This window comes from Vibrio sp. QJM3NY_15, from assembly GCF_057785995.1.
In genome coordinates, this window is sequence record NZ_CM173518.1 from 988293 (window position 1) to 1011558 (window position 23266).

A 23266-nucleotide genomic window follows, 5' to 3' on the forward strand; every position below is an offset into this window, starting at 1 on the left:
AAACAAAAAGACTGATAAATTCCGTAATGTGGAACAAATGGTGTGATCCATATTGGATTTCAATCAAATATCTGTGGTCAATTGATTGTTGGTTCGTGCCAACTTTGCAAAATGTGGAGATATTAAGGAACAGTAACTTTACGGATCTCGCTTTTACCGTCGTCAAAACTAAAAGGGACGTCACAACAAATGGCAGCTTTGGGGCGCACTAATTAGGGAGCTTTTATACTAATTGGTGTCATTTCTCTTTTTTAAGCTCGTCTACAACTCTCAACGGAACGGCATTATGAAAATTGTTATTGCACCAGACTCGTTTAAAGAATCTTTATCTGCTGTATCGGTGGCGGCGTGCATTGAAAAGGGCTTTCGTGAAATCTTCCCAGACGCTGACTATGTGACCTTACCTCTGGCTGATGGCGGTGAAGGTACGGTCGATGTGTTACTGCAAGGTTTAGCAGGACAAAAGCGAACAAATAAAGTTCAAGGGCCATTGGGTGAGTTGGTTAGTGCTGATTGGGCGATGTTAGAACCGTCAGCTCAGAGCTCCAAGAGAACGGCTTTGATAGAGATAGCTGCTGCGTCTGGTTTGGATTTGTTAGCGCCAGAACAGCGCGATCCTTTGGTTGCTTCGTCTTTTGGGACAGGGCAACTTATTTTAGAAGCGCTAGAGCAGGGTGCTCAAACCATCATTCTTGGATTGGGTGGCAGTGCGACCAACGATGGGGGTGCAGGTATTGTTCAAGCTCTAGGTGGGCGCTTACTCGATAGGAATGGACAAGAGCTTGGTAGAGGTGGTGCTGCACTTGCAGAACTCGCATTAATAGATCTTACCGACTTAGATTCGCGCTACACAGATGTTGAATTGATTGTGGCGTGTGATGTTGATAATTCATTGTGTGGTGATAACGGCGCCAGCCATATATTCGGCCCACAAAAAGGGGCGACACCTGAACAAGTCTTACTGCTTGATAAGGCGTTAGCGAATTTTGCTCAAATCGCAGAAAAGCAAGGTTGTGTTGGTGGTGATGACCCTGTTCACAAGCGCGTGGGTTATGGCGCAGCTGGTGGAACACCGATGGGGCTTGGTTTGCTATTTAACATGCAAATCAAACCTGGTATCGAGATGGTACTGGATGTTTTACAAGCCGATGACGTGTTGAAAGGTGCCGACCTTGTGATTACTGGCGAAGGGCAGATGGACAATCAGACTCTGCAAGGCAAAACACCTTACGGAATTGCTAAACGTGCGAGTTTACAAGGCATTCCAACCATAGGTATTGCAGGATCTTTAGGTACTGAAGTCGAAGCCTTATATGAAGAAATGAGCAGCTTGTTTGGGACGGTTCGTTCTCCCCAGTCACTGGACCAGGTTCTGCAGGAGGCGGAAAACAATCTGACAAGAACGGCTAGGAATATTGCAGCGACGCTTAAACTAGGAAGGAAAATACTCGATTAGTCAGTGCCTTAGAATATGATTCTTAAATCAGTCGTTTAATAGGTTTTATAGATTATAACGATAAATAGAAACGATTATATTTTATGCCATTAGAGGTCTATTCTATATCCATAGTATTTTAGGGGCTTTTGAAAGGAAGCCAGTATAAATATCAAGGTGCACTCACTATTGCTGCATCTTTGGACCTTAAGGAATAGATCATGAGTAAAAAACTAACTACAGCTGCGGGTTGTCCTGTTGCTCATAACCAGAATGTTCAAACTGCGGGTAAACGCGGTCCTCAACTTCTTCAAGATGTTTGGTTTTTAGAAAAGATGGCGCATTTTGACCGCGAAGTCATTCCAGAGCGTCGTATGCACGCGAAAGGTTCAGGCGCTTACGGTACATTTACTGTTACGCACGACATTACCAAATACACCAAGGCAAAACTGTTTTCTGAAATAGGCAAAAAGACCGACCTGTTTGCACGTTTTACAACGGTGGCGGGTGAGCGTGGCGCTGCCGATGCTGAGCGTGATATCCGTGGCTTTGCATTGAAGTTTTATACTGAAGAAGGTAACTGGGACATGGTGGGTAACAACACGCCAGTATTCTTCCTTCGTGATCCTCTCAAGTTCCCAGATCTAAACCATGCGGTTAAGCGTGACCCTCGCACCAACATGCGCAGTGCGAAAAACAACTGGGATTTCTGGACCTCTCTACCTGAAGCGCTTCACCAAATCACCATCGTAATGAGTGACCGTGGTATTCCTGCGACTTACCGTCATATGCATGGTTTTGGTAGCCATACATTCAGCTTTATTAATGCAGACAACGAACGTTTCTGGGTTAAGTTCCACTTCAAATCTCAGCAAGGTATTAAGAACTTATCTGATGCAGAAGCGGCACAAGTGATCGGTGACGATCGCGAAAGCCACCAACGTGATTTGCTAGACAGCATTGATAACCAAGACTTCCCGAAATGGACGTTGAAAGTACAAGTGATGCCAGAAGCGGATGCAGCGAAAGTGTCTTACAACCCGTTCGATTTGACTAAGATCTGGCCACACGCAGATTACCCATTGATTGAAGTGGGTGAGTTTGAGTTAAACCGTAACCCACAAAACTTCTTCGCTGAAGTGGAGCAGTCGGCATTCAACCCTGCCAACGTGGTTCCGGGTATCAGCTTCTCACCAGACAAGATGCTGCAAGGCCGTCTGTTTGCTTACGGTGATGCACAGCGCTACCGTTTGGGTGTTAACCATCAGCACATCCCAGTGAACGCACCTCGTTGTCCTGTCCACAGCTACCACCGTGATGGTGCGATGCGTGTCGATGGTAACTTTGGTAGCACACTTGGCTATGAGCCAAACAACGAAGGCCAATGGGCAGAGCAACCAGACTTTGCAGAACCGGCATTGAACCTAGATGGTGCTGCAGCGCATTGGGATCACCGCGAAGATGAAGATTACTTCTCACAACCGGGTGATCTGTTCCGCCTAATGACGCCAGAGAAACAAGCAATTTTGTTTGATAACACAGCGCGTAACCTAGGCGGCGTGCCTAAAGAGATTCAACTGCGTCACCTAAGACACTGTTACAAAGCCGATCCAGCTTACGGTGAAGGCATTGGTAAACTGCTTGAAATCGATGTAAGCGAATTTAAGTCGTAATCAGTAAGTTTGATTAGTTAAATGAAAGGCCGTTGAGTTAATCACTCAGCGGCCTTTTTTATCATTATATGTATTAGGTGAGTCATGTAAGTAGTACCAATTGCTTGAAAACTAGCACCATTTCGATTGATAGTTTTTGCCTATCGAATTGATAAACACATCCCATTATCTTTATAAAATAGACGGGATTATCCTACAGCTATCAGTTTATAAAGTAATAGAGTTTGAGATGAGTAAAAGCGCATTAATCGTTGAGGGTGGGGCTATGAGAGGCATCTTCGCTGCCGGAGTTTTGGACGCCTTTATGCAAGACGATTTCCGTCCCTATGATTTTGCCATTGGCGTGTCTGCAGGTGTGTCCAATCTGGTTGGCTACTTATCTCAAGCGCCTAAACGCAGCTATAACGTGATCACCACTATGGCGACCGATAAGACGTTCTTTAACCCTGCTCGCTTTGCTAAAGGTGGCAATTTGGTCGACGTCAAGTGGTTGTGGGATGAATCTAACCAACGTTACCCACTCGATTGTGATCAGCTGTTTTCAAGTGTTCCTTTAATTGCTGCTGTAACTAACGTCGATACTGGCAGTGCAGACTACTACCATATTAAGCCAGAAAACCTTTCTAATGTGGTGGAAGCGACCACCGCGTTACCTATTGCTTACCGCGAAACACCGTGCTTCTCTGGTGGGTGTTATACCGATGGTGGTGTCGCGGATTCGATTCCGGTTCGCGAAGCATACCGTCGTGGTGCGCGAGACATTACCGTGATTCTTTCTCATCCACTTAGCTACCGAATGAAACCGCAGAAGTATCAGTGGATGCTGAAAAAGCTGCTAAAGAAATTCCCTAATATTGCGGAGTCGATGGCGGTGCGAGCTGAAAACTATAACCAGTCTTTGGAGTTCATTCGTAATCCACCCAAAGATGCGACCATTAAGGTGATAGCGCCGCCAGAAGCGTTCGCGGTTAAGCGATTAACTATGGATCAAACTGTTCTGGACGCAGGTTATCATATGGGCGTGAAGGCAGGTGCAGAACATCTGGCCATTCGCAAAGGCGTTTATGGTTTGGATACCGAGGATTGTCACTTCTGCGTCTAGTATTTCTTTTCGATAATCGCATAAACGAAAAGCCATGCTGTTCATTAAGAATTAGCGTGGCTTTCTATTTTTAGATTGAGTCTATTACTAACTCAGTCTGCTATTTACTCAAGTTGTTGTTAAACCAGTTCGTTGCCGCTGGTGTTGCCTGTAAAGAAAGCATCAACGCTGGTTAGCGTCGTATTGGCAATGTTGAACAGAGCATCTTTGGTTAAGAAAGCTTGGTGACCTGTGAACAACACGTTGTGACAAGCTGATAGGCGACGGAATACGTCATCGACAATCACATCGTTAGATTTGTCTTGGAAGAACAGTTCTTTTTCGTTGTCGTAGACATCAAGGCCAAGCGCGCCGATCTTGCTCTGTTTCAACGCTTCAATTGCTGCAGTTGAATCAAGCAACTCACCACGACTGGTGTTGACGATCATCACGCCATCTTTCATTTTGCCAAATGCCGTTGCATCCAACAGATGGTAGTTCTCTTTACTCATTGGGCAATGCAGAGAAATCACGTCAGATTCTTGATAAAGCTCGTCGAGTTCTACGTATTTAGCGCCCAGTTCTTTTGCCAATGGGTTCGGGTACGGGTCGTAGCACAAGATGTTCATGCCTAAACCTTTCAGAATTCGCATAGTCGCTAGGCCAATTTTGCCAGAGCCGATCACACCAACAGTTTTACCGTGGAAGTTAAAGCCAACCAACCCCTCAAGAGAGAAGTTCGCATCACGAGTGCGTTGGTATGCTTTGTGTAGTTTACGGTTCAAACACATCATCATGCCGACCGTGTGTTCTGCTACCGATTCTGGTGAATAAGCAGGAACGCGAACTACTTGCAGACCAAACTCTTTGGCTGCGTCTAGGTCGACTTTATCAAAACCTGCACAGCGCATCGCAATCAGCTTAGTGCCGCCTTTCGCTAGAATCTCTAGCACATCTCGTGATAGGTCGTCGTTTACAAACGCACAAACCACTTCGTTGTCGTGCGCCATTTTTGCTGTTGTTGTAGTGAGTCGAAAATCATGAAAATGGAACTCGGCGTTGAGTTCGCCTTTTGCAAGTTCAAATGATTTTTCGTCGTATGATTTTGAGCTAAAAAAAGCAATGTTGAGCATGGCTTCCTCTCTTACCTAAAATATAAATAACCCGTCTGTTTTATTAATCTAAAATCGGGCTAAAACTAATAACTCTCTTCAGTGTGCTAGAGTTTTTTTCTCTTGTCTATCACCATTAGTCATTGTAATTACTATGGTTATTTGATCTTCTATCATCACTTTTTGAACATTGAAAATCACATTACGAAGTAGCTTGCTTATAAGTTCATCAATATTGAATGGATCTTACTTTCGGGTGTTGAACATCTTCTTGGTCTCTTTTTCTGACCAGAAGTTAATGTTGAATTGCGCGTCGTCACTCAGTTCCACTCGATGCCAATATTGAGGTGGACTGGTGGCAAATTGCCCAGCTCGGATTTTGGTAACACTTTCTGGTTCTGTTGCGTTGGCATCAGCAAAACCATAGAAGGTTACCGTCCCCTCCATTACGCAGATCTGGCCGAATACGCCTTCTGCGGTGTTGTGGTGATTAAGCAATGCAGCCGGTATGTTGTCTTTGGTGAAAAATGGCGTTGAACGTTGAATTTTCCAGTGTGACGGAATACGTAAGTGACTCATATAAAACCTCTTTTCGAACTGTATTTTTACTTATGTGTTGAAATTAGCAGTCAGGATTACCAATAGTTCTCGCTACTAAATTGACCTGGCTTCTTGCGTAAATGTTTTTGTAATCCCAATGATATTAGTGCTTCGCTCGTGTCTCGAACCATTTGGGGATTACCGCAAAGATAGAAGAAACTATGTCTTTGGTTGATAGTGATAGACGAGGCTCGTTCAAGGTCGCCTCCAAGTAACAAGCTTGGGATTCGTCCGCGCAAAGTTCCGGTGACCGATTCTCTAGAAATAATTGGCACATACTTAAGTTTCCCCTGAAAGTGTTCAACGAGTTGATTGATTCGATCTTGATACGTAAGGTCTTGCTCAGTTCTTACAGCGTGAACCAGCACAAGGTTGTTGAACGACGTTGTTTTGTTGAAATCTACTTTGCCTTGTTGTTCTATCAACAGGCTTTCGAGCATAGAGATAAAAGGGCCCACGGCCGTTCCGGTTGAAAGCATCCATAGATCATCTGCGATCTCTGGGATCTCCTCTAATGTCATGAACCCACTTGGGTCTTTACCGACAAAGATGTCGTCGCCAACTTTCAATTGATGAAGTTGAGGAGATAGCTGACCGTTTTGATCCTTAACAATTAAAAACTCAAGCGACTGATGACCGTGTTCGTGCTCTGGCGCATTCACCATTGAGTAAGCACGTCTAACAAACTCGCCTTCACTGTTACGTAATCCCAGCTTAGTGAACTGCCCCGCTTGGTAGGGCGAGACTGGCGCACTGACTTGAAGAGAGAACAGTTGCTCCGTCCATTCGGTCTTGTGTACGACTTTTCCGGTTACTAAGCCATGAGGAATATCTGTCATATCATCACCTTTATTTAGAGAAGTTATCTCATTAAGGATACTCAACTATCTTACTTTTTGGAGTTGCATGTACCATGCCAATAATGAGAATGCTTATCAATACTGTATTTGTAAAGGGAATTACTTTCAATAGAGTCAAAAGTACCCGTATCGATAAGTGTCTTAATGACTCTTTGTTGTCTTTTTGTTTTCATTTAAAGGTTGGGGCGTGGTGACTTGGTTATGGCTAGTTTTGAACTGAGCTTGATTAAACTCAATCAGTGGTTTGACCCTTGAACGATTCCACCAATAACTGAAGAGAATAATTTACAGATGAGTATAATGGCGGCTTTCGATCTCAATATAGCCTTGTTTTATGCTTGATAATCTTCGTATGGTCTTGAACGTTTTGTTCGTGACAATCAATACTGCCATGACGGCTTTTACCGTCAGTTTCTTTGGCCTCATCAAACTGATTCTCCCGATACATCCGGTTCAAAAAGTGTGTACTCGTTTAGCCAATTTCACGTTCTGGTGCTGGGCTTCTCTTAACTTATGGATGCTTAACGTTAATAACGATATTGAGTGGCAAGTTGAAGGCGGGGAAGATATCTCGACCAAGCAGTGGTATTTGATGATGTCGAATCATCTAAGCTGGGCGGATATTGTGATTTTGTCTTCTATTTTGAAAGACAAGATGCCGATGACTAAGTTCTTCCTTAAACACGAACTGTTGTATGTCCCTTTTGTCGGTTTGGCCTGCTGGGGTTTAGACATGCCTTTCATGAAACGCCATTCACGTGAGTTTTTATTGCGCAACCCAGAACGTCGTAATGATGATTTTGACGCGATTAATAAGGCGTGTACCAAGTTCAAACTTGCTCCGACAACATTGGTCAATTTTGTCGAAGGAACGCGTGCTAACCACGAGAAGTTATCGACAGTGAAGACACCTTATCGACACCTACTAAAACCGAAAACCGGCGGTGTGGCGTTTGCTCTGTCTGCAATGGGCCCAATATTAGATGGCATTGTCGACGTTACTTTGGCTTATCCAGAGAATCAGACTTCTCCGTTTGAAGACATGCTGAAAGGTAAGATGAAGAAGGTGGTTGTGCGTATTAAATTGCACCCAATGGATGAGAACGTCAACGGTAACTATTTTGAAGATAAAGCGTTTAAACGCCGTTTCCACAGTTGGTTGAATAACACGTGGAAAGAGAAAGATGACTATCTTGATACGGTTTATGGGGTTGATACGTCCTGTGAGGTTGAAACGACTGATGAGCCTGATGTGGTTCACAAGAAACAAGAGCAGTAAGCTCAAACCAAATTGATAGCATTAAAAAAGCCGATAGTTCATTGAACTATCGGCTTTTTTATTGAATCGGCTTTACCAGCAGTAAGCGATAAAGTTAGTACTTACTATAATCTAGTGGTATTAGAACCAATACTATATGCAGGACAGGTGAGGGCTAAATCGCTTGGTAAGCATCAATGATGTGCTTCACTTCGCTAGGCTTACCTTGCTTCTCTTGTCCTTGATGGGTGCGCAGATAGTGCTGCAATGTTTTGGCTTTGTATTGCTGTGATACCTTCATTTTTTCATCACTACTTGGTGTCCAGATCTTGTCACCGACGTTTGATATTTCGCTAACGTTTTGGCTTTTTTCTGCATCACCTTGGTTATTACTCACCAATAAAATCTCGTAGTAACGACGGTTTTCTTCAATCAACACTTCGTCAATAAGGCCGAACTTGAGCGCTTTTAAATGGCTTCTTAGTTCGAATTGCTGATGCACTGGGCAAAGCAAAAAATCAATATCTTTGTCTGGATGTTGGCGATGAATGTCGTCGACGAGCTTTTGAGTCAGATCGCCACCCACACCAGCAATAATAACGAGGTGTCTGCCAGTGTGCTTATCCAGCGGAATGGCTGCGACATCTAAACAATAGACTTTCCACTGACTCTGCTTATGTTGTTCAACGTTGTTATCTTGAGGAAAATAACGCGTTAACTTGCCTTCAAGTTCGTTCATCAGAGACGGGACAATATCGACAAAGTGAATCAGAGGCGCTTTGTTGTCTGACAACAGTTGAACACCCAAAAAGCCGTGATCACAGCAACAATCCCAAATGTGTTGGTAGTCATTACTGACAAGAGAGTGGAGAGTTTGCAGTCGGTTGCTAAGCTTCATAAGATTCGTGTCGTTAGAAAGTGATAGGGCGTTGTCGTATCGAAGGCGCATTGTAATGACTTTATACAAAAACAAAAGCACCTAGAGGTTAAATCCTAGGTGCTTTATGTGTACACGTGAATCTGCGGCGGATTATGAAGCTTGCGCGACAGCTCTAATATGGCCTTCCACTCTGTTCTTTCCTAGCTGTTGTGCAATCAATTTAGATTGTTCAGCCAAAGCTAAAGCGGCATCGACAGCCCCTTCAACCTGCGAAAACCCAATGCTCACGCTGAGTGAGAGTGTTATTTCAGGCGCTTCAATGTTCTTGTCTGCGATGCTTAATCGACACTGATCAAGCTGATGTTTCGCGTCTTGCGCACTATTGGCCTTGAATACGATCCCAAACTCTTTTTCGTTTAAGCGAGATAGACAGATCCCTTTGGGCTTCGGGAAATGGGAACGTAAGATTTCTGCGGTTAGCTTGATCATTTTGTCGCCAATCGACTCACTATAAGCTCGGTTTATGTGGTCGAAATTATCGATATCTAACAGAGCAACGTAGGTATCGGGTTCAGACGAATGTACCCGTAAAGCTTCATCAAAATGCGCTTTATTGTCGAGTTGGGTCATCAAGTCTTTACAGCTAACTTGTAGGTGAATCAGTAAATTAGATAACGATACTTCGGCGTAACTTCGGATCATACGCAGAATAGATTTATTGATCGGAAATCGACTGTTGATGTAAATCACCGCGATAAGCTGCTTACGGGCATGAAGTGGGATGCAATAGTGGCGTTGGTGGATCTTGAGTTTTCGCGCCAATACATCAGCGTACTTGCCATTTTGGTAGGTTAACTGTTCTGGAAAGAAGCTGTCTGCAAATGCTTGGTCTATGTGAACAATTGACTTATTGCCGTGATAGTCAATGGTGCAGAACGAGTGACACTCGGCTTGATACAGGCAAAACTGAATACCGTTGTGATAGGTAAAGCTATTGATTATCGATTTTAATTGCGCTTTAAAACTCACTAGATCGTTCACTCGATTAAGCGAGGATAGTGCAGAATTAAGTCGGTGAATCAGATAGCTGGCTACAACCCAAAGCAGCAAAAGCGATCCGATAACAATACCGGTCAACGTAAACTGGTGAGAGCTGGTGAGAATGTCTTTTCTATCCGTACCGGCAATGAATACCCAATTGAGGCTGTTGTCAGCGTCAAACACCGAGACTTTGAAATTATCTTGATAGTAGTACTCATGATTACCCTTTAGTTGACCTAAAGATAGTAAGTGACTGATCCCTGCATGATAGCTGATCGATTTGGAGCCCACGCGTTTCGGGTCTGGGTGGAATACGAGTCGCTCAGTGGTTCTATCAACAACAAACACGTAGCCGTTATCGAGTGTTTTTAAGTCTCTTAAGCCCTGTGTGGTATGCAGCAAATCAAATTCTATCCATATTTCTTCATTGAGCTTAGCCACGGTATGTTTGACTGCGAACACCCAGCGGTCATCAGGCTTTTGGTAAATAGAAGAGATATAGAAATCATCGACGACGGTATCTAAAGGTTGCCATTCAATCGCTGAAATTTGGCTTGCCGAGAGTGGGATGCCTCGAGTCGAGATGTAATGCTTAGATTGGGGTTGGTAACGAATAATATCGGCAAAATTAGGTGTTCTTTTTAGAATGTTTTCACTTAATTCAACAAATTTATCGCTGTTTACTGCCCCTGTTTTTATGTCACCAAGGCTAGTTTCTAAGAAATACAATTTGCCGAAGGTCGCTTCGATATTGGACTTGATAATTGAGGTGGCAATGCGGATGTTTGAAGATGATTGAGATTCTGCTGAGTTCTCTGCTTGGCTCAATTGCGTTGCTGCGAGATAGAGCATTCCTCCGGTTAATAAGAGTACGTAAGGTTTGAAAAGCCGAATAAGTGTTTTAGGTAAAGCCATGATATCCAAAGACGTTATAGATTCATTTTTATAGTACGGCCATACTAAACAGTTTTCGTAATCACATCAATGCAAATGATTCCATATGAAAGGATGATTTCTGTGATATTCAGCTAACAAAAAAGCCAGTTATAAATATAACTGGCTCCTATGGTTTTTGGTGTTTTATTAACCTGACTTAGCTTTTAATCTAAATCCAATCTAAATCAAATCAGTCTTGGCTGGTGAATAGTGCAAAATAGCCATTGAAGTCGGCGATAGCAGCATTTCACCTTCTGCATGACCTGGTTTTACGTTTCGTAAGTTGGTATCACAGATGGTTACCCAGTTTTGGTCACGATCACTTGGTAACGTAAAGCGAGCTGGTGCATTGGTTTGGTTGATCAAGTAAATCAACTCATCGCCATCTTTACCGATACCTAAATGCAACGCCACCGAGCTCAAACGGTTCCAATCATCATGTTCCATGAGTGTGCCATCAACACGGCTCCAGAAGATGCGGTTAGAGTTACGCTTTTCGCCACTGAATGCTTTAATAAATGGCACCATGTACTGTTGACGTGCCGCAATCATTTCCGACAACCAACTCTTGAAGTAGGTTTTACGCTCTGAGTCTTCCCAGTTTAACCAACTGGTTACACCATCTTGGCAGTAAGCGTTGTTGTTGCCTTTCTGAGAGTGAGACAGTACATCTGCGGTCAGAATATGTGGAATACCAAAGGCGAATAACAAGCTCGCCATAAAGTTGCGCTTTTGTTTTTCACGAGTCGCAATCACTAATAGGTTTTCAGTTTCCCCTTCAACGCCATAGTTGTCTGAGCGGTTGTCACCATGTCCATCACGATTGTTCTCACCATTCTCTTCATTATGCTTGTGCTTGTAAGAGACAAGGTCTTGCATGGTGAAGCCATCATGATACGTGATGTAGTTGACGGTGAGTTTGTACGGCCAATGCGCGGCGCTGTAGATGTCGCGAGATCCCATCAAGCGAGTTGCAAACTCTTTTAGGTAGCCTTGATCACCGCGCCAGAAGCTGCGAGTGATGTCTCTTAGCTTGTCGTTACACTCATTCCAGCCTAGTGGGAAATTACCCACTTGATAGCCATTAGGGCCGATATCCCATGGTTCTGCGATGAGCTTGGTTTCTTTGAGTACTGGATCTTGAGCAACGGCTTTGAAGAAAGCAGCTTCAGGGTTGTAGTTATCACCTTCGCGCCCCAGCGTTGCTGCCAAATCAAAACGGAAGCCGTCTATTTGGAACTCACTAACCCAGTAACGAAGCGTATCCATGACTAAGTTCAGTGCTGGCTGGTGAGTAAGGTCGACCGTATTACCGCAACCAGTGAAGTTCGCGTAATGACAACCATGCTTAATGTAGTAGCGGCTATCTAGAGCTTTTAGGTTGAATGTGGTACCACCTTCGCCGCCTTCAGCCGTGTGGTTGTAGACCACGTCGAGAATGACTTCAATACCATTACGGTGTAGCTCGCGAACCGCGGTCTTTAGCTCGGTCACAGCATCTTGCTCTGCATAGCGAGGGTCTGGCACCATGAACAGGTATGGGTTGTAACCCCAGTAGTTCACTTTCCCCATATCTAGAAGATGAGGTTCATGCATACACGCAGCAATCGGTAAAAGTTGTAGAGAGTTGATGTTTTGCTGTTTGTAGAACGCTAGCATTTCAGGGCTAACCAAGCCCATGTATCGACCTTTGGTATTGGTTGCTACCTCAGGGTGAAGTTGAGAGAGGCCTTTTACATGGGTTTCAAAAAGAACGGTATCTTCGCGGCTGATACGAGGCTTTTCTACGTCTTGCCAATCAAAGGTGTCATCAACAACAAGGCATTTTGCCATCGAAAAGCTCTTTTCATGGCTATATGGCGTGACGTAATCGAGTGGTTCGCTGATTGCTTTAGCGTAAGGGTCTGAAAGCAGGATCGGGCCTTCATCAGTTTCAGCAAGGAAACCGTATTTTTGTCCTGCTTTTATGCCTTCAACAAACACATATCTAATATCAGCGTATTCGTTATCTAGTTTATAAGTAACAAATTCGTCATTCTCATCGAATAATGCGAGGGAGAGGGATTTACAGTCAGGAGAATAAATAGAGAAGTTACAGCCAGTGTTACCTAGCGTTGCGCCTAGCGGATAAGGGCGAGCGAGCGTTCTAGTCATTGCTTGATTTCTTGTTCGTTTATCAACATCAGTGAACTATTAGTAAAAAGCTTTGTCACAGTAAGGTCAAGCAACTTCACATAATAATTACGATGAAAAAAATAATTCATCGATGAAGTTCAAATTATATATTTGAAGTAGATCTCACTTATGCTGAATAATTAGATCTGAGTGCTGCCTACTCCTCCTAGATTAAGTGATCTACCTCTTTAAAACACCATTCTGTATATTTTCTACTCCCCTCTAGTCCCCCTTAATTAAGTGAGGGGTGGAGGAAGTCAAACTTGTCATCCCCTCTTAATATTGACTCCGTTGAAACGAATCAGGGGAAACCCTAAACCTCTCTATCTTACGTCCGCCATTACTGCCTTTGGTTGCCGCAAGAGAGCAAAAATATAAAAACCTAAAATAAATCGTCCTTAATGGAGTTAAGAATGAAAAAAGTAAGTTTGATTGCTGCTGCAGTGGCAACTACATTAGCTGCTGGCTCTGCGTTCGCTGTTGACTTTAATGGTTACATGCGTGCTGGTACTGGTATTAGCGGAAATGATGGTGGTGACGTTTCATTCATGAAGAATGGTATTGGCCGTCTAGGTAATGAAAACGACAACTATTCTGAGTTTGGCTTGGCTGAAGAACTTAAAACTGGTGAGCAAACTTGGCGTTTAGAGTCAATGATTGCTTCTGGTGCTGATGGCGCAAATGGTTGGGAAGACGGTGACTTTAACGTTGCTCAGTTCGCTGTTAAAGCAACTGGCGTTTTATCTTTTGATGAAGAAGCGACTCTTTGGGCTGGTAAAACATACTACCAACGTAAAGATATTCACATCACTGACTTCTACTTCCTAAATACATCAGGTACTGGTGGTGGTATTGAAAATATTTCAGTTGGTAACCAAAAACTTTCTTTAGCAATTATTCAAGATGGCGAAGATGAGAACGGTGCTGGTTACATGGCTGATGCTCGCCTAGCGAATATCGGTTTATGGGAAGATGCTAGTTTAGAGCTTGGTGTCGTTTACAACTTCGGTACTGAAAACAAGAATGGCAAATACGATGGTGATGATGGTCTACTTGCAACAGGTATTATCCACCAAAACATGAGCAACGGTTTTAACCAAACAGTTGTTCAGCTAGGTACTGCTGGTTACGGCGTTCAAATGGCTAACTTCTGGGGCTCTGGTGCTTACTATGATCGCTCTGGTGCTCAAGATGATGGTTTTGGTTACCGTATTCTTAACTGGGGTGTAATGAACCTAGGCGAATCTTGGGAAATGGGTCACCAACTTGCATACCTAGCAGGTTCAGACCTAGGTGTTGATAAGCATGATTCAAGCCAATACTCTATCGTGGCTCGTCCAATGTATAAGTGGAACGACACAATGCGTACTATCTTCGAAGCTGGCTATAACGCTGGTGAAGTAGACAACGTTGACTTTGGTGGCGCTAAATTTACTGTTGCTCAAGCATGGGCAATGGGTGACAGCTTCTGGGCTCGTCCTGAAATCCGCGTATACGGTAGCTACCTAATGGATCTAGAAGGTGATTCATTCGGCGAAGTGAAAGATGCGAGCGGAGATGTAACAGCTAAAGGTGCTGACAACGACTTCGTTGTTGGTATCCAAGTTGAAGCTTGGTGGTAAGCCACTTAGCTTAAAATCCTAAACTGTCCTAATTCATAGCCGGCTTGCGTCGGCTATTTTTTTAAGGAATGTACGATTAGTAAAAAGGTTTCCTAGGTTAATTATTTTCGTTATGGTAATTAACTAAGTAAATTTCTTAAAAAAATAAAAATAAGGAAGAACTATGTATTTTCGCGCTCTAATGTTGAGTGGTTGTGTTGCGTTAGCTGGTTGCCAATCTGCGCAAGTAGTCGAGCAAGTTCAAGTGGCACAAGCAGAACAAGTGAATTCTATTGCTGGTCTTCAATTTGCCCCAATGAAGCTGCCAAGCTCGGCAATTTTTGATGTGACGCCAAATAGCCAAGTATTAAATTACCAAGGAATAAACAGCCCTGTAGTAGCGGTTGAACTGCCTGCAGATCGCGGTGAGTACTCGATTAATATCACGAGCATTATCGGTGACACAGCGTTTGTGCCAAATGCGGTCATCTATGACGAAAACGGTCGAGAGCTAGAGCGTTATGGTAAAGAGAGCTTCGAATACGCAAAACCAAGACTACACTTGGGAAACCGCCTCGTTGCTGAGAACGATTTTTACCCACCGACAACAGCAAAATCAGTTTATTTAGTTATCTATACAGATCAAGCTGATCTTGGTGGTTTTACTGATGTGATCCATCCAGCTCGCTTGGACGCGGAAGGCCGTGGTAACTATTTACCTGAAGTGAAAGATATCCCGATTCCAAATGCTAACGTTGGTAAGATAGAAGTAACAATCGATAAAGCGAGCTTCTTCTCAATTGGTTCATCAAACAGTGAATCTAATGCTAAACCAGCGGCTGCTAAGATAGATACCATTCAGCCAGAGACGCAAACTTACTACCATAATGCAATTCAAACGGCAGTAAGTGAAGACAATATTCCAAAAGCTCTGAGTCTATTAGATGAAGCAAAAGCACTAGGTATTGAAGGCGCGCAAGAAGTATTTGTAAAAGCCGTTAATAAAAAGTAGTCGACGAGTTTGTAAATACCGATTGATATAAAGAGAAGGGCTCCTAACTAGGGGCCTTTTTTATTGCCTGCAATAAGTAAAAAATAACATTTACAATCACTGAATACTTGGGGTTTAAATAACTACTGACGTACACATAATAATCAATGGCTAATATAAATGGATGTTCTTGGCTATTTATGGCCTTGATTTACTCACTGCTGATTAAAAACTCTCGTCTATTTTAATCCTCTCAAAAAGCTGAATACGAACTCTATTGACGAATCGCCATTTCATTTACCAACCTAAATCTAAACTCGGCTTCCTAAATTTCACACACACTTAAATTAGACGTTCACACGAAGTCGTTATGCTTTCTACTAAGAACTAAGAACTAAGAACTAAGAACTAAGAACTAAGAATTCAGGAGGTTCGTTACCTCTTAACATTGATGGTTTGGTCAATGAAGGTAAGGGAATGATGTGATTCACTGGGATTGGAGTTTATTGAGGACAAAAAAAGGGAGACTGACGTCTCCCAAAAGGCTAGCTTGCGCTGGTTTTATTATCTGTTTATTAGAATCATAAGCTTTAAGGCTTAATTCTTGGTTACTGAAACGACCGCTTTTTCTACATTGTCATCTAACTCGTGAATCGCATTCAGAGTGAATGTGTAGCTGCCAGCTTCAGTGACGCTAAGCTTACAGTTCCCATCATCTGCGGTCTCGAGGGCTATAGATCCAGATGCCAGTTCAACAGAGTTGCAGCCAAGGTTAGGTGTTCCCCAATCTGCATCCGAAAACTTGAAGCCATAGTTATTAGCCTCTAAGTTGCCTGTTACAGAATAAACACCATTAGCAACAAAGCTCATCGCCCAATCATCACTTGCGCCCCATCCATTCATATCACCACGAACATACACGGTTGTTTGGCCGTATGGTGGGATGCTAGACACATCCTTGTCTGAGTTATCAACCGGCAAGCCAGCACCTTGTGCATCGCCTTGAGCTTGTACAAATACAGCGGTGGTTAATGCAGGTACTGTGAAGGCTTCAGCGGCAAAGCTTGCGCCTTTCACTGTGTCATCAGCTGAACTTTGTTGAACTGTGTGCAGTGCGAAACCTGTAGCTCCTGTGATTTTGAATGATTGAGACTCGTTGGTTGAGTTTACAACAGCAACAATTGCATCGTTGGCTGGGTCAAGGTCTTTACCTGTTGAGATACCATCATCGATAGACATCACGATTAGGCCTTCGACTTGCTCCTCACCAACATTGCGGAAGTCGACACGCTTCATGACTTCGTCTGCTGTGTCTAAGCGGAACAGTTCGCTTGAGCTACGGATTTTCAATAGCTCTAGGAATTGTTGCTTAGTCAGCTCAATGTCGTCTGCGTCTGGTTTAGCAGTGCTGTCAGCAATGATGGTTTTGATCAAATCCCAGTTAGCACCATCTTTATCTTCACGTGGTAAGCCAACATTCCAGTTGTTGTCAGTGCCATTAAACATTACGCGGTTGTACCAGTCACCTGAATCGTAAGAATCGCGCTGCATAGACTTAGAGCGCAACAGTTCAGAACCCATATGGATGAATGGTATACCTTGGCCTAACATCACGGTAGAAAGCGATACAGACTGCATGCGAGCACGCTCTGCAGAACTAGTACCTGCAGCGATCTTGTAAGCGTTGTTGTCCCAAAGCGTTTGGTTATCGTGTTTCGACACATAAGAGATGTTCTCTGAAGGCATTTTGGTGTAGCCAGCGGGCGCACCGTTGTAATCGACGTTTTTACCCAGTTTGGTGTCGCCTTTGTAATCAATTAGCACGTATTCTGCGAGGTTACCTGCCATCCCTAAACGAACAAGATCTTGGTTGTGTAAGCGACCGTTGGTAGAGTCTTGGTCGGACTTTGTTTCTTCGTTGGCAATCGCTGCGTTACCAAAGCCTTGGTTAAAGCGAAGTGGGTGGTTGCCTTCTGAATCGACGCCACCATCAAACGGGCTACCGCCACGTACGGCGTCGCGCAAACGGTCTGAGAAGGTACCGATTTCTGTGCCTGCCATGTTGATTTGGTTTGCTTGATCGAAGCGTGCGTTATCCGCTACTTCGCCAAAGTCCCAACCTTCACCGTAGAACAGGGTATTCGGGTCGATTTTGCGCACTTCTTCCAATGCTTCGACCATTACGTCTTTTGGCTGGTGGCCCATTAAGTCAAAACGGAAACCATCCACTTTATAGTCGTCAGCCCACACCTTAAGTGAATCGACCATTAACTTACCCATCATTAGGTTTTCAGTCGCAGTGTTGTCACAACAAGTCGAGTTTTCGACGCCACCAGTGTTTACGTTAAGACGGTGATAGTACCCAGGGACAATCTTATCCAGTACTGATTTATCGTTCACACCAGACGCGTTGGTGTGGTTGTATACTACGTCCATGATCAGTTTAAGATCCATGTCGTGTGTCGCTTTTACCATTTGACGGAATTCGAGAATACGCTGAGAACCGTTTGGATCTGTCGCGTAACTTCCTTCAGGAACCGTGTAATGGAATGGGTCATAGCCCCAGTTGAAGCTGTCGAGCATACGCAGGTCGTTCATTAGCGCTTGCGCATCGCCTGTTGAAGGATCATAACTATCGAGTACATCTTCGATGACCTTATTTTCGTCTTCGTTTCCACACAAAGCGGCAGCAGGTTTTACATCACATAGCTTACCAACGGTGTCAGTAATATCGACACGGCTCGCTTCATCTTCATCGACGGTAGCGATATCAAATGCCGGTAAGATATGCAGCGTCGTTAAACCTGCATCTTTCAAAGCTTGTAGGTGCTTGACCGACTCACGGTCTGCTTCTGTGAGAGCGAGGTACTTGCCGTTTAGGCTTTTTGTGCCGAGCTTATCGCTGAAGCTAAAGTCACGCAGGTGTGATTCGTAGAGTACGTGATCTTCGTCTTTCTCTACCGTTGGGCGCTTATATCCAACCCAACCTTCAGGCATTAATGCAGCATCATTAAGGTCGATAACTTGAGAGTATGCAGAGTTTTTTGACAAACTGAGTGAGTAAGGGTCGGTTACTAGGCGAGTTTCAATGTTACCTGTGGTTGGATGGTAGACCTTTACTTGGTAACGGTAGTAACTGTTGACTGCATTAGACACAGCATCAGTCGCCCAAATACCTGTCTCAGTGCTCTCCGTCATTGGAAACACTTGTGAATTTTTCAGATCTTCGCTGTATAGGACGAGTTCTACATCTTGCGCTGTTGGTGCCCAAAGTTTGAAGGTAGCGGCACTGCCTTCAACAATCGCGCCTAGTTCTTCACCCATTGCATTACCAGCATCTTCGCTAGCAAATACCGCATCAAGCACACCTGGCTTTTGAACCTCAGTTGAAGAGATAACATCGCCATTGGCATTATAGGCAACAAAAATTATCTGAGATTTTAAGATGGTGCGTAATGTGTTGTCGTCAACGTCGATAGCAAGGGCGGGTAAGCTTGCAAGGTGGCGGAAACGCTCTTTCAATTCAGAAGACAATTCCCCATCTTTGCTTAGTTCAATTGCAGTACCGCCCACGATCTCTTTGTCGTCGTTCATTGTGATGCTGTTATCGAGTGCGTAGAACAGTTTCACCGAATCGGCGTTACCAGCGGCTTCCCAAGCGATTGTCTCTGCGTCCAACCAATGCGCTTTTTGGCCATCGATATTGACGGGACGCTCTGAAATTGGGTCGTAATACAACTCGCTGCTGCCATGGAACCCGAATACGCCCTGTGAATCGCCAAGCTTGGTTAGATCTATTTTAGAATTGGCACTACCAAACGCTTTTTCGTCGCCATTGTGTAAGATGAAATTCATGCATTTATGTGGGTCAGAAGCATCTGGATCGACTTTCAACACATAGTAAGCGCCGTAGGTATCACTGATACCATCAAATTCGTAAGGTGCTTCCCAGTTAGTACCCGTTTCGCTTAAACCCATGGCTACTAAGTCCGTGCTAGTACAGCCTTCGCCATTCCATAGGTGAAGCCCCCAGCCGTCGTAAGTAGAACCCGAAGTGCTTGCAGCTGCAACATCACGTTTGTAATACACAACGACTTCGTTTTCGCCTGCTTTGTATAAGCCACTGTTGCCAGCATCCGTGTCGCTGTTGTTATCGCTGCCACAGCCTGCGACAAGGGTGGCGGTGAAGAGAGGTAGAATCGCTTTGGCTAGCGTTGACCGTCTGAAGCTTCTCTTTTTTGTAAAGTCGAAGGTGCGTTGTAGAGTGATGTTCTTATTAATATTTATGTTGTTCACGTTTGATATCCATATTTCACTTTTTATGAAGATGAATATCCTAGTCCGAATGATGGCCAACTATTTGTGATGGCTATATGTAAAGTTATTTTTAATACGTAAAAATAGGAAACCTAGTGTCAGTATCACGCTTTGTATTTGGTTTAAGTGAAATTAATTGGATCAATAGCTCATATGTTCGATATTAATAACCTAAGGCGTAGAAGCTAGGAGTAGATAATAAGGATGAGAGCTCATCCTTATTAATGTGAGGAAGGTATCGAATTGAGAGGTTGTTAATTTAACTTGGGAATTAAGTTAATTATCAATTAGTAAGTTAATAGTTGTTCGGTAACTAATATTGATCGATAGGTTATTCATCTAACGATAATACCCAAACCAAAGATGCGAGCGGTTTTAATTCGATATTAAAATTGCCGATGCTATTTTCAACGTTGAATACTTGTTGGTGAACGCCCTCAATATGTTCATCTAGCAAGTAATGGCCATCCGTTATTTTAAGCTTTTGGATGACATCATTTGGGACCTTCAAGTGAATACTCTCAGTGGCGTGTCGGCTGAAATTTGCGGCAGAAATAGTGAGCTCTTGGTCATCATAGCGAAGGAATGCGTAGACTGAATCACTCAAGTTATTGCACTGGTGTAAGTCTCGGTATTCACCTGTCATTGAAGAATGCTCAAGCGAAAAGTTCATTACCTTTTGATAGAAGTGACGTAGTTGCTTTTCGTTTTCGTCTAATAATTCGCCATCGAAGGCACCATGATTCATCCATTTTTGATGTTGTGGGACTCCGATGTAATCGAATATAGAAGTGCGTGAGGGCTGTCCAAACCCTGCATTCTCTGCACCGGGTTCTCCGACTTCTTGCCCGAAGTAGATCATGGTTGGAGAACTGCTCAATAACGCGCTGACGAGCATTGCTGGTTTCGCGATATTCGGGTCACCTACAAACTCAGGAGACGCGATACGCTGTTCATCATGGTTATCCAAGAAGTGCAGCATGTGGTGTTCAATATCCATCATTTGATGCTGAATCTCAGGAATGATTGCTGTTGAAGCTTTGCCTTGCATGATAGCTTTGAGGCCGTCGTACAGGTCAACCTTGTCATAGAGGTAGTCCATTTTTCCTAAGCGGATATAGTCGCGATATAAGTTCGGTTGATAAACCTCTGCCATCAAAAAGGCACTGGGATTTTTCATCTTTATTGATGAGTTGAGGTAACTCCAAAACTCGACAGGAACCATTTCAGCCATGTCGTATCGGAACCCATCAACGCCTTTTTCTAACCAGAATAGTGCGATATCTCGGAACTTAATCCAAGAGCTAGGCACATCGACCGATTCCCAAAAATGATGATGCTCTCGGTAATCTCGTTGAGCATAGTCACTCGGTAGTTCAGGGAAGTCTTTTGAACCGTCTGGTTGCACGCCATAATTGATTTTCACCGTTTCATACCAATCATCGAAACTAGGCTTGGCTAAACGTGAGCCGTTACCCGTCCATTTGGCGGGCTTTTCGATAAACGGAGAACTTAGATTTGGGTGCTGCTCACCACCAAGTGGGGTAAATGCTGGCTCGATATCTGGCAGTTCAAAGGTACTGTTGGGGATGTAGTAGAAGTTATTGTCTCTGTGGTATTCCTGCGTTGTGTCATCTTGAGCACCAAAGTCACAGACGCCTTGTGGATTGTTTAAGCCTTTATAGTGACGCGCAACGTGATTCGGTACGATATCGATGATCACCTTCAAGCCGTTGTCGTGGCTTCTTTTAATTAACGCTTCAAACTCTTCTAACCGATGTTCAGGATTGTTGGCGAGGTCAGGATTGACTGAGTAGTAATCTTTAACCGCATAAGGCGAGCCTGCGCGTCCCTTAACTACGCTAGGGTGATCGTCTGAAATCCCGATGTGCTTGTAATCATTGATGACGGCGTGATGTGGCACCCCGGTATACCAAATGTGAGTCATTCCGATCTTTTGAATTTCAGACAGTGCTTTGTCGGTAAAATCACTGAACTTACCGACGCCATTTTGCTCGATTGTGCCCCATGGAACATGTTGGGTGTTTTTATTGCCAAATAAACGCGTAAAAACTTGGTAGATGGCGTACTTTTGGTTGTACATATTTATAATTCCTTTAACTTCCATCATGTTATGTAGGGATGAAAGGGCTGTTTATTCTTTGCAGGCTAACCGAATTACAATATGCCTTACTCATCCTTATCAAAATCTACAGGGCGTAATTGCTACAGTATGTGAGCTGTTACCCAAAAGGAGTTGATGTTGTCTTCATCTATTCAAATCGTTATCACTTATCTGGTTCTGGTGGCCGTGTCTGTGTTGTTTGTTGAAAGTTCTAAAGTGTTGTTGGCGTGGTATTTAGTTATTGGAGCAGCGACGTTTGTTGTATACGCGAAGGACAAGAGAGCGGCGATCAATGGCAATTGGCGCGTGCCAGAGAAAACTTTGCATATTTTTTCTGTTGCTGGTGGCTGGTTAGGGGCGTTGATCGCTCAAGATAAGCTACGCCACAAAACGCAAAAGCAGCCGTTTAGGGCGATTTATTGGCTGACTGTGGTAATCAATGTAGCAGCATTTTTATGGACGCTAACCCCGAGCGGGCAGGCGATATTTGGGCGTTGGCTTAGCGAGATTATTGGATACTTGTAATGAAATTGATGGCCAGTAATCACTTACTAACCATCATAGGGAAACTATCTGCTTACAACATCGGAATCGTTGAGGCTAGAAGTAAGCCCGCCATACCGTAGTTGAAGCTTTTGATGCGAATTGGCGTTGTTAGCCAGTGTTGCAGTTGCTTGCCTGCTGCTGTCCAGAATGTCACTGACGGCAAGTTGGCTAGCGTGAAGATCGCTGCGATGATCGCAAGTTCCCACCATGAACTGCCACTGCTATAAACTGAAATCGCAGTCAGCGCCATCGACCAACCTTTCGGGTTCACCCACTGAAAACTGGCAGCGCCGATGAAGGTCATTGGTTTAAAAGCCTCAGTACTTTTCGCTTTACCGCTCAATGCTATCTTAATCGCAAGGTACACGAGGTAGGCAAGACTCAGGTATTTCAAGATTTGGTGAGAGACCGGATAGGCGTTAAAAATCCCCATTAAGCCGAAGCCAACCAGTAGCAACATGGCTGCAAACCCCAGAGCAATGCCCAGCATGTGCGGAATAGTACGGGCAAAGCCAACATTTGCTCCTGATGTCATGAGCATGATGTTATTTGGACCTGGTGTGAAGGTCGAGACAAACGCAAACAAGGCAAGTGCGCTAAGTTGTTCTAAAGGCATTGTGATTCTCCAGCAGTAA

General features: G+C 43.9%; 16 protein-coding genes. 7 read left to right on the top strand and 9 right to left on the bottom strand.

Annotation, left to right across the window (positions count from 1 at the left end; genetic code table 11):
- Positions 1 to 286: 286 nt before the first annotated feature.
- The 3 genes from AC3CKG_RS20845 to AC3CKG_RS20855 all read left to right on the top strand — a co-directional run bounded on the left by AC3CKG_RS20845 (position 287) and on the right by AC3CKG_RS20855 (position 4210).
- The gene (locus tag AC3CKG_RS20845; RefSeq protein WP_488529265.1) at positions 287 to 1456 is read left to right on the top strand and encodes a glycerate kinase; all 1170 of its coding nucleotides are present in this window, start codon (positions 287 to 289) and stop codon (positions 1454 to 1456) included.
- 200 nt (positions 1457 to 1656) lie between these two features.
- Positions 1657 to 3108 (top strand): catalase KatE2, encoded by a 1452-nt coding sequence (gene katE2, locus AC3CKG_RS20850; protein ID WP_061022260.1) that lies wholly within the window; start codon positions 1657 to 1659, stop codon positions 3106 to 3108.
- A 229-nt stretch (positions 3109 to 3337) separates the two neighbouring features.
- Positions 3338 to 4210 (top strand): patatin-like phospholipase family protein, encoded by an 873-nt coding sequence (locus AC3CKG_RS20855; RefSeq protein WP_488529266.1) that lies wholly within the window; start codon positions 3338 to 3340, stop codon positions 4208 to 4210.
- A 119-nt stretch (positions 4211 to 4329) separates the two neighbouring features.
- Here the strand turns inward: AC3CKG_RS20855 and AC3CKG_RS20860 are convergent, their stop codons facing one another.
- The 3 genes from AC3CKG_RS20860 to AC3CKG_RS20870 all read right to left on the bottom strand — a co-directional run bounded on the left by AC3CKG_RS20860 (position 4330) and on the right by AC3CKG_RS20870 (position 6740).
- Complete coding sequence (locus AC3CKG_RS20860; protein ID WP_017081793.1) at positions 4330 to 5322, bottom strand: 2-hydroxyacid dehydrogenase; 993 nt, start codon at positions 5320 to 5322, stop codon at positions 4330 to 4332.
- A 225-nt stretch (positions 5323 to 5547) separates the two neighbouring features.
- Positions 5548 to 5880 carry a TehB family protein gene (locus AC3CKG_RS20865; protein ID WP_102339970.1) on the bottom strand — a complete coding sequence of 111 codons (333 nt, stop codon included), beginning with the start codon at positions 5878 to 5880 and terminating at the stop codon, positions 5548 to 5550.
- Positions 5881 to 5936: 56 nt separating this feature from the next.
- Positions 5937 to 6740: a ferredoxin--NADP reductase gene (locus AC3CKG_RS20870; RefSeq protein WP_032500333.1), complete on the bottom strand. Its 804-nt coding sequence runs from the start codon at positions 6738 to 6740 to the stop codon at positions 5937 to 5939.
- 355 nt (positions 6741 to 7095) lie between these two features.
- Between AC3CKG_RS20870 and yihG the strand changes: the two genes are divergently transcribed.
- Positions 7096 to 8040, top strand: a complete 945-nt coding sequence (yihG, locus tag AC3CKG_RS20875) for a 1-acylglycerol-3-phosphate O-acyltransferase, YihG family (protein WP_488529267.1) — start codon at positions 7096 to 7098, stop codon at positions 8038 to 8040.
- A gap of 154 nt (positions 8041 to 8194) precedes the next feature.
- On the opposite strand, the gene AC3CKG_RS20880 is transcribed toward yihG, so the two are convergent.
- The 3 genes from AC3CKG_RS20880 to glgX all read right to left on the bottom strand — a co-directional run bounded on the left by AC3CKG_RS20880 (position 8195) and on the right by glgX (position 13030).
- Entirely contained in the window at positions 8195 to 8917 is a 723-nt protein-coding gene (locus tag AC3CKG_RS20880; RefSeq protein ID WP_488529965.1) for a tRNA (adenine(22)-N(1))-methyltransferase, read from the bottom strand.
- Positions 8918 to 9049: 132 nt separating this feature from the next.
- Entirely contained in the window at positions 9050 to 10792 is a 1743-nt protein-coding gene (locus tag AC3CKG_RS20885) for a diguanylate cyclase domain-containing protein (RefSeq protein ID WP_488529966.1), read from the bottom strand.
- A 264-nt stretch (positions 10793 to 11056) separates the two neighbouring features.
- Positions 11057 to 13030: a glycogen debranching protein GlgX gene (gene glgX, locus AC3CKG_RS20890; RefSeq protein ID WP_488529268.1), complete on the bottom strand. Its 1974-nt coding sequence runs from the start codon at positions 13028 to 13030 to the stop codon at positions 11057 to 11059.
- 434 nt (positions 13031 to 13464) lie between these two features.
- Here glgX and lamB point away from each other — a divergent pair, with 434 nt between their 5' ends.
- Positions 13465 to 14673 carry a maltoporin LamB gene (gene lamB, locus AC3CKG_RS20895; RefSeq protein ID WP_102478861.1) on the top strand — a complete coding sequence of 403 codons (1209 nt, stop codon included), beginning with the start codon at positions 13465 to 13467 and terminating at the stop codon, positions 14671 to 14673.
- Positions 14674 to 14836: 163 nt separating this feature from the next.
- Complete coding sequence (locus AC3CKG_RS20900; protein ID WP_192853656.1) at positions 14837 to 15664, top strand: MalM family protein; 828 nt, start codon at positions 14837 to 14839, stop codon at positions 15662 to 15664.
- 576 nt (positions 15665 to 16240) lie between these two features.
- Here AC3CKG_RS20900 and pulA read toward each other — a convergent pair.
- Together pulA and AC3CKG_RS20910 are read right to left on the bottom strand one after the other, a co-directional pair.
- Positions 16241 to 19939, bottom strand: a complete 3699-nt coding sequence (gene pulA, locus AC3CKG_RS20905) for a pullulanase-type alpha-1,6-glucosidase (protein ID WP_488529269.1) — start codon at positions 19937 to 19939, stop codon at positions 16241 to 16243.
- Between the two features lie 352 nt (positions 19940 to 20291).
- Positions 20292 to 22064, bottom strand: a complete 1773-nt coding sequence (locus AC3CKG_RS20910) for an alpha-amylase family protein (protein WP_488529270.1) — start codon at positions 22062 to 22064, stop codon at positions 20292 to 20294.
- A 156-nt stretch (positions 22065 to 22220) separates the two neighbouring features.
- Between AC3CKG_RS20910 and AC3CKG_RS20915 the strand changes: the two genes are divergently transcribed.
- Positions 22221 to 22610, top strand: coding sequence for a DUF1294 domain-containing protein (locus tag AC3CKG_RS20915; RefSeq protein WP_372247028.1), 390 nt, complete (start codon positions 22221 to 22223; stop codon positions 22608 to 22610).
- A gap of 52 nt (positions 22611 to 22662) precedes the next feature.
- On the opposite strand, the gene AC3CKG_RS20920 is transcribed toward AC3CKG_RS20915, so the two are convergent.
- The gene (locus AC3CKG_RS20920; protein ID WP_102339964.1) at positions 22663 to 23247 is read right to left on the bottom strand and encodes a LysE family translocator; all 585 of its coding nucleotides are present in this window, start codon (positions 23245 to 23247) and stop codon (positions 22663 to 22665) included.
- Between the last annotated feature and the right edge of the window lie 19 nt (positions 23248 to 23266).

What these genes read in the sequence shown, in the direction of transcription:
- AC3CKG_RS20845 (WP_488529265.1), top strand. Translation starts at nt 287, where the DNA reads ATGAAAATTGTTATTGCACCAGACTCGTTTAAAGAATCTTTATCTGCT.
- katE2 (WP_061022260.1), top strand. Translation starts at nt 1,657, where the DNA reads ATGAGTAAAAAACTAACTACAGCTGCGGGTTGTCCTGTTGCTCATAAC.
- AC3CKG_RS20855 (WP_488529266.1), top strand. Translation starts at nt 3,338, where the DNA reads ATGAGTAAAAGCGCATTAATCGTTGAGGGTGGGGCTATGAGAGGCATC.
- AC3CKG_RS20860 (WP_017081793.1), bottom strand. Translation starts at nt 5,322, where the DNA reads ATGCTCAACATTGCTTTTTTTAGCTCAAAATCATACGACGAAAAATCA.
- AC3CKG_RS20865 (WP_102339970.1), bottom strand. Translation starts at nt 5,880, where the DNA reads ATGAGTCACTTACGTATTCCGTCACACTGGAAAATTCAACGTTCAACG.
- AC3CKG_RS20870 (WP_032500333.1), bottom strand. Translation starts at nt 6,740, where the DNA reads ATGACAGATATTCCTCATGGCTTAGTAACCGGAAAAGTCGTACACAAG.
- yihG (WP_488529267.1), top strand. Translation starts at nt 7,096, where the DNA reads ATGCTTGATAATCTTCGTATGGTCTTGAACGTTTTGTTCGTGACAATC.
- AC3CKG_RS20880 (WP_488529965.1), bottom strand. Translation starts at nt 8,917, where the DNA reads ATGAAGCTTAGCAACCGACTGCAAACTCTCCACTCTCTTGTCAGTAAT.
- AC3CKG_RS20885 (WP_488529966.1), bottom strand. Translation starts at nt 10,792, where the DNA reads ATGCTCTATCTCGCAGCAACGCAATTGAGCCAAGCAGAGAACTCAGCA.
- glgX (WP_488529268.1), bottom strand. Translation starts at nt 13,030, where the DNA reads ATGACTAGAACGCTCGCTCGCCCTTATCCGCTAGGCGCAACGCTAGGT.
- lamB (WP_102478861.1), top strand. Translation starts at nt 13,465, where the DNA reads ATGAAAAAAGTAAGTTTGATTGCTGCTGCAGTGGCAACTACATTAGCT.
- AC3CKG_RS20900 (WP_192853656.1), top strand. Translation starts at nt 14,837, where the DNA reads ATGTATTTTCGCGCTCTAATGTTGAGTGGTTGTGTTGCGTTAGCTGGT.
- AC3CKG_RS20910 (WP_488529270.1), bottom strand. Translation starts at nt 22,064, where the DNA reads ATGTACAACCAAAAGTACGCCATCTACCAAGTTTTTACGCGTTTATTT.
- AC3CKG_RS20915 (WP_372247028.1), top strand. Translation starts at nt 22,221, where the DNA reads ATGTTGTCTTCATCTATTCAAATCGTTATCACTTATCTGGTTCTGGTG.
- AC3CKG_RS20920 (WP_102339964.1), bottom strand. Translation starts at nt 23,247, where the DNA reads ATGCCTTTAGAACAACTTAGCGCACTTGCCTTGTTTGCGTTTGTCTCG.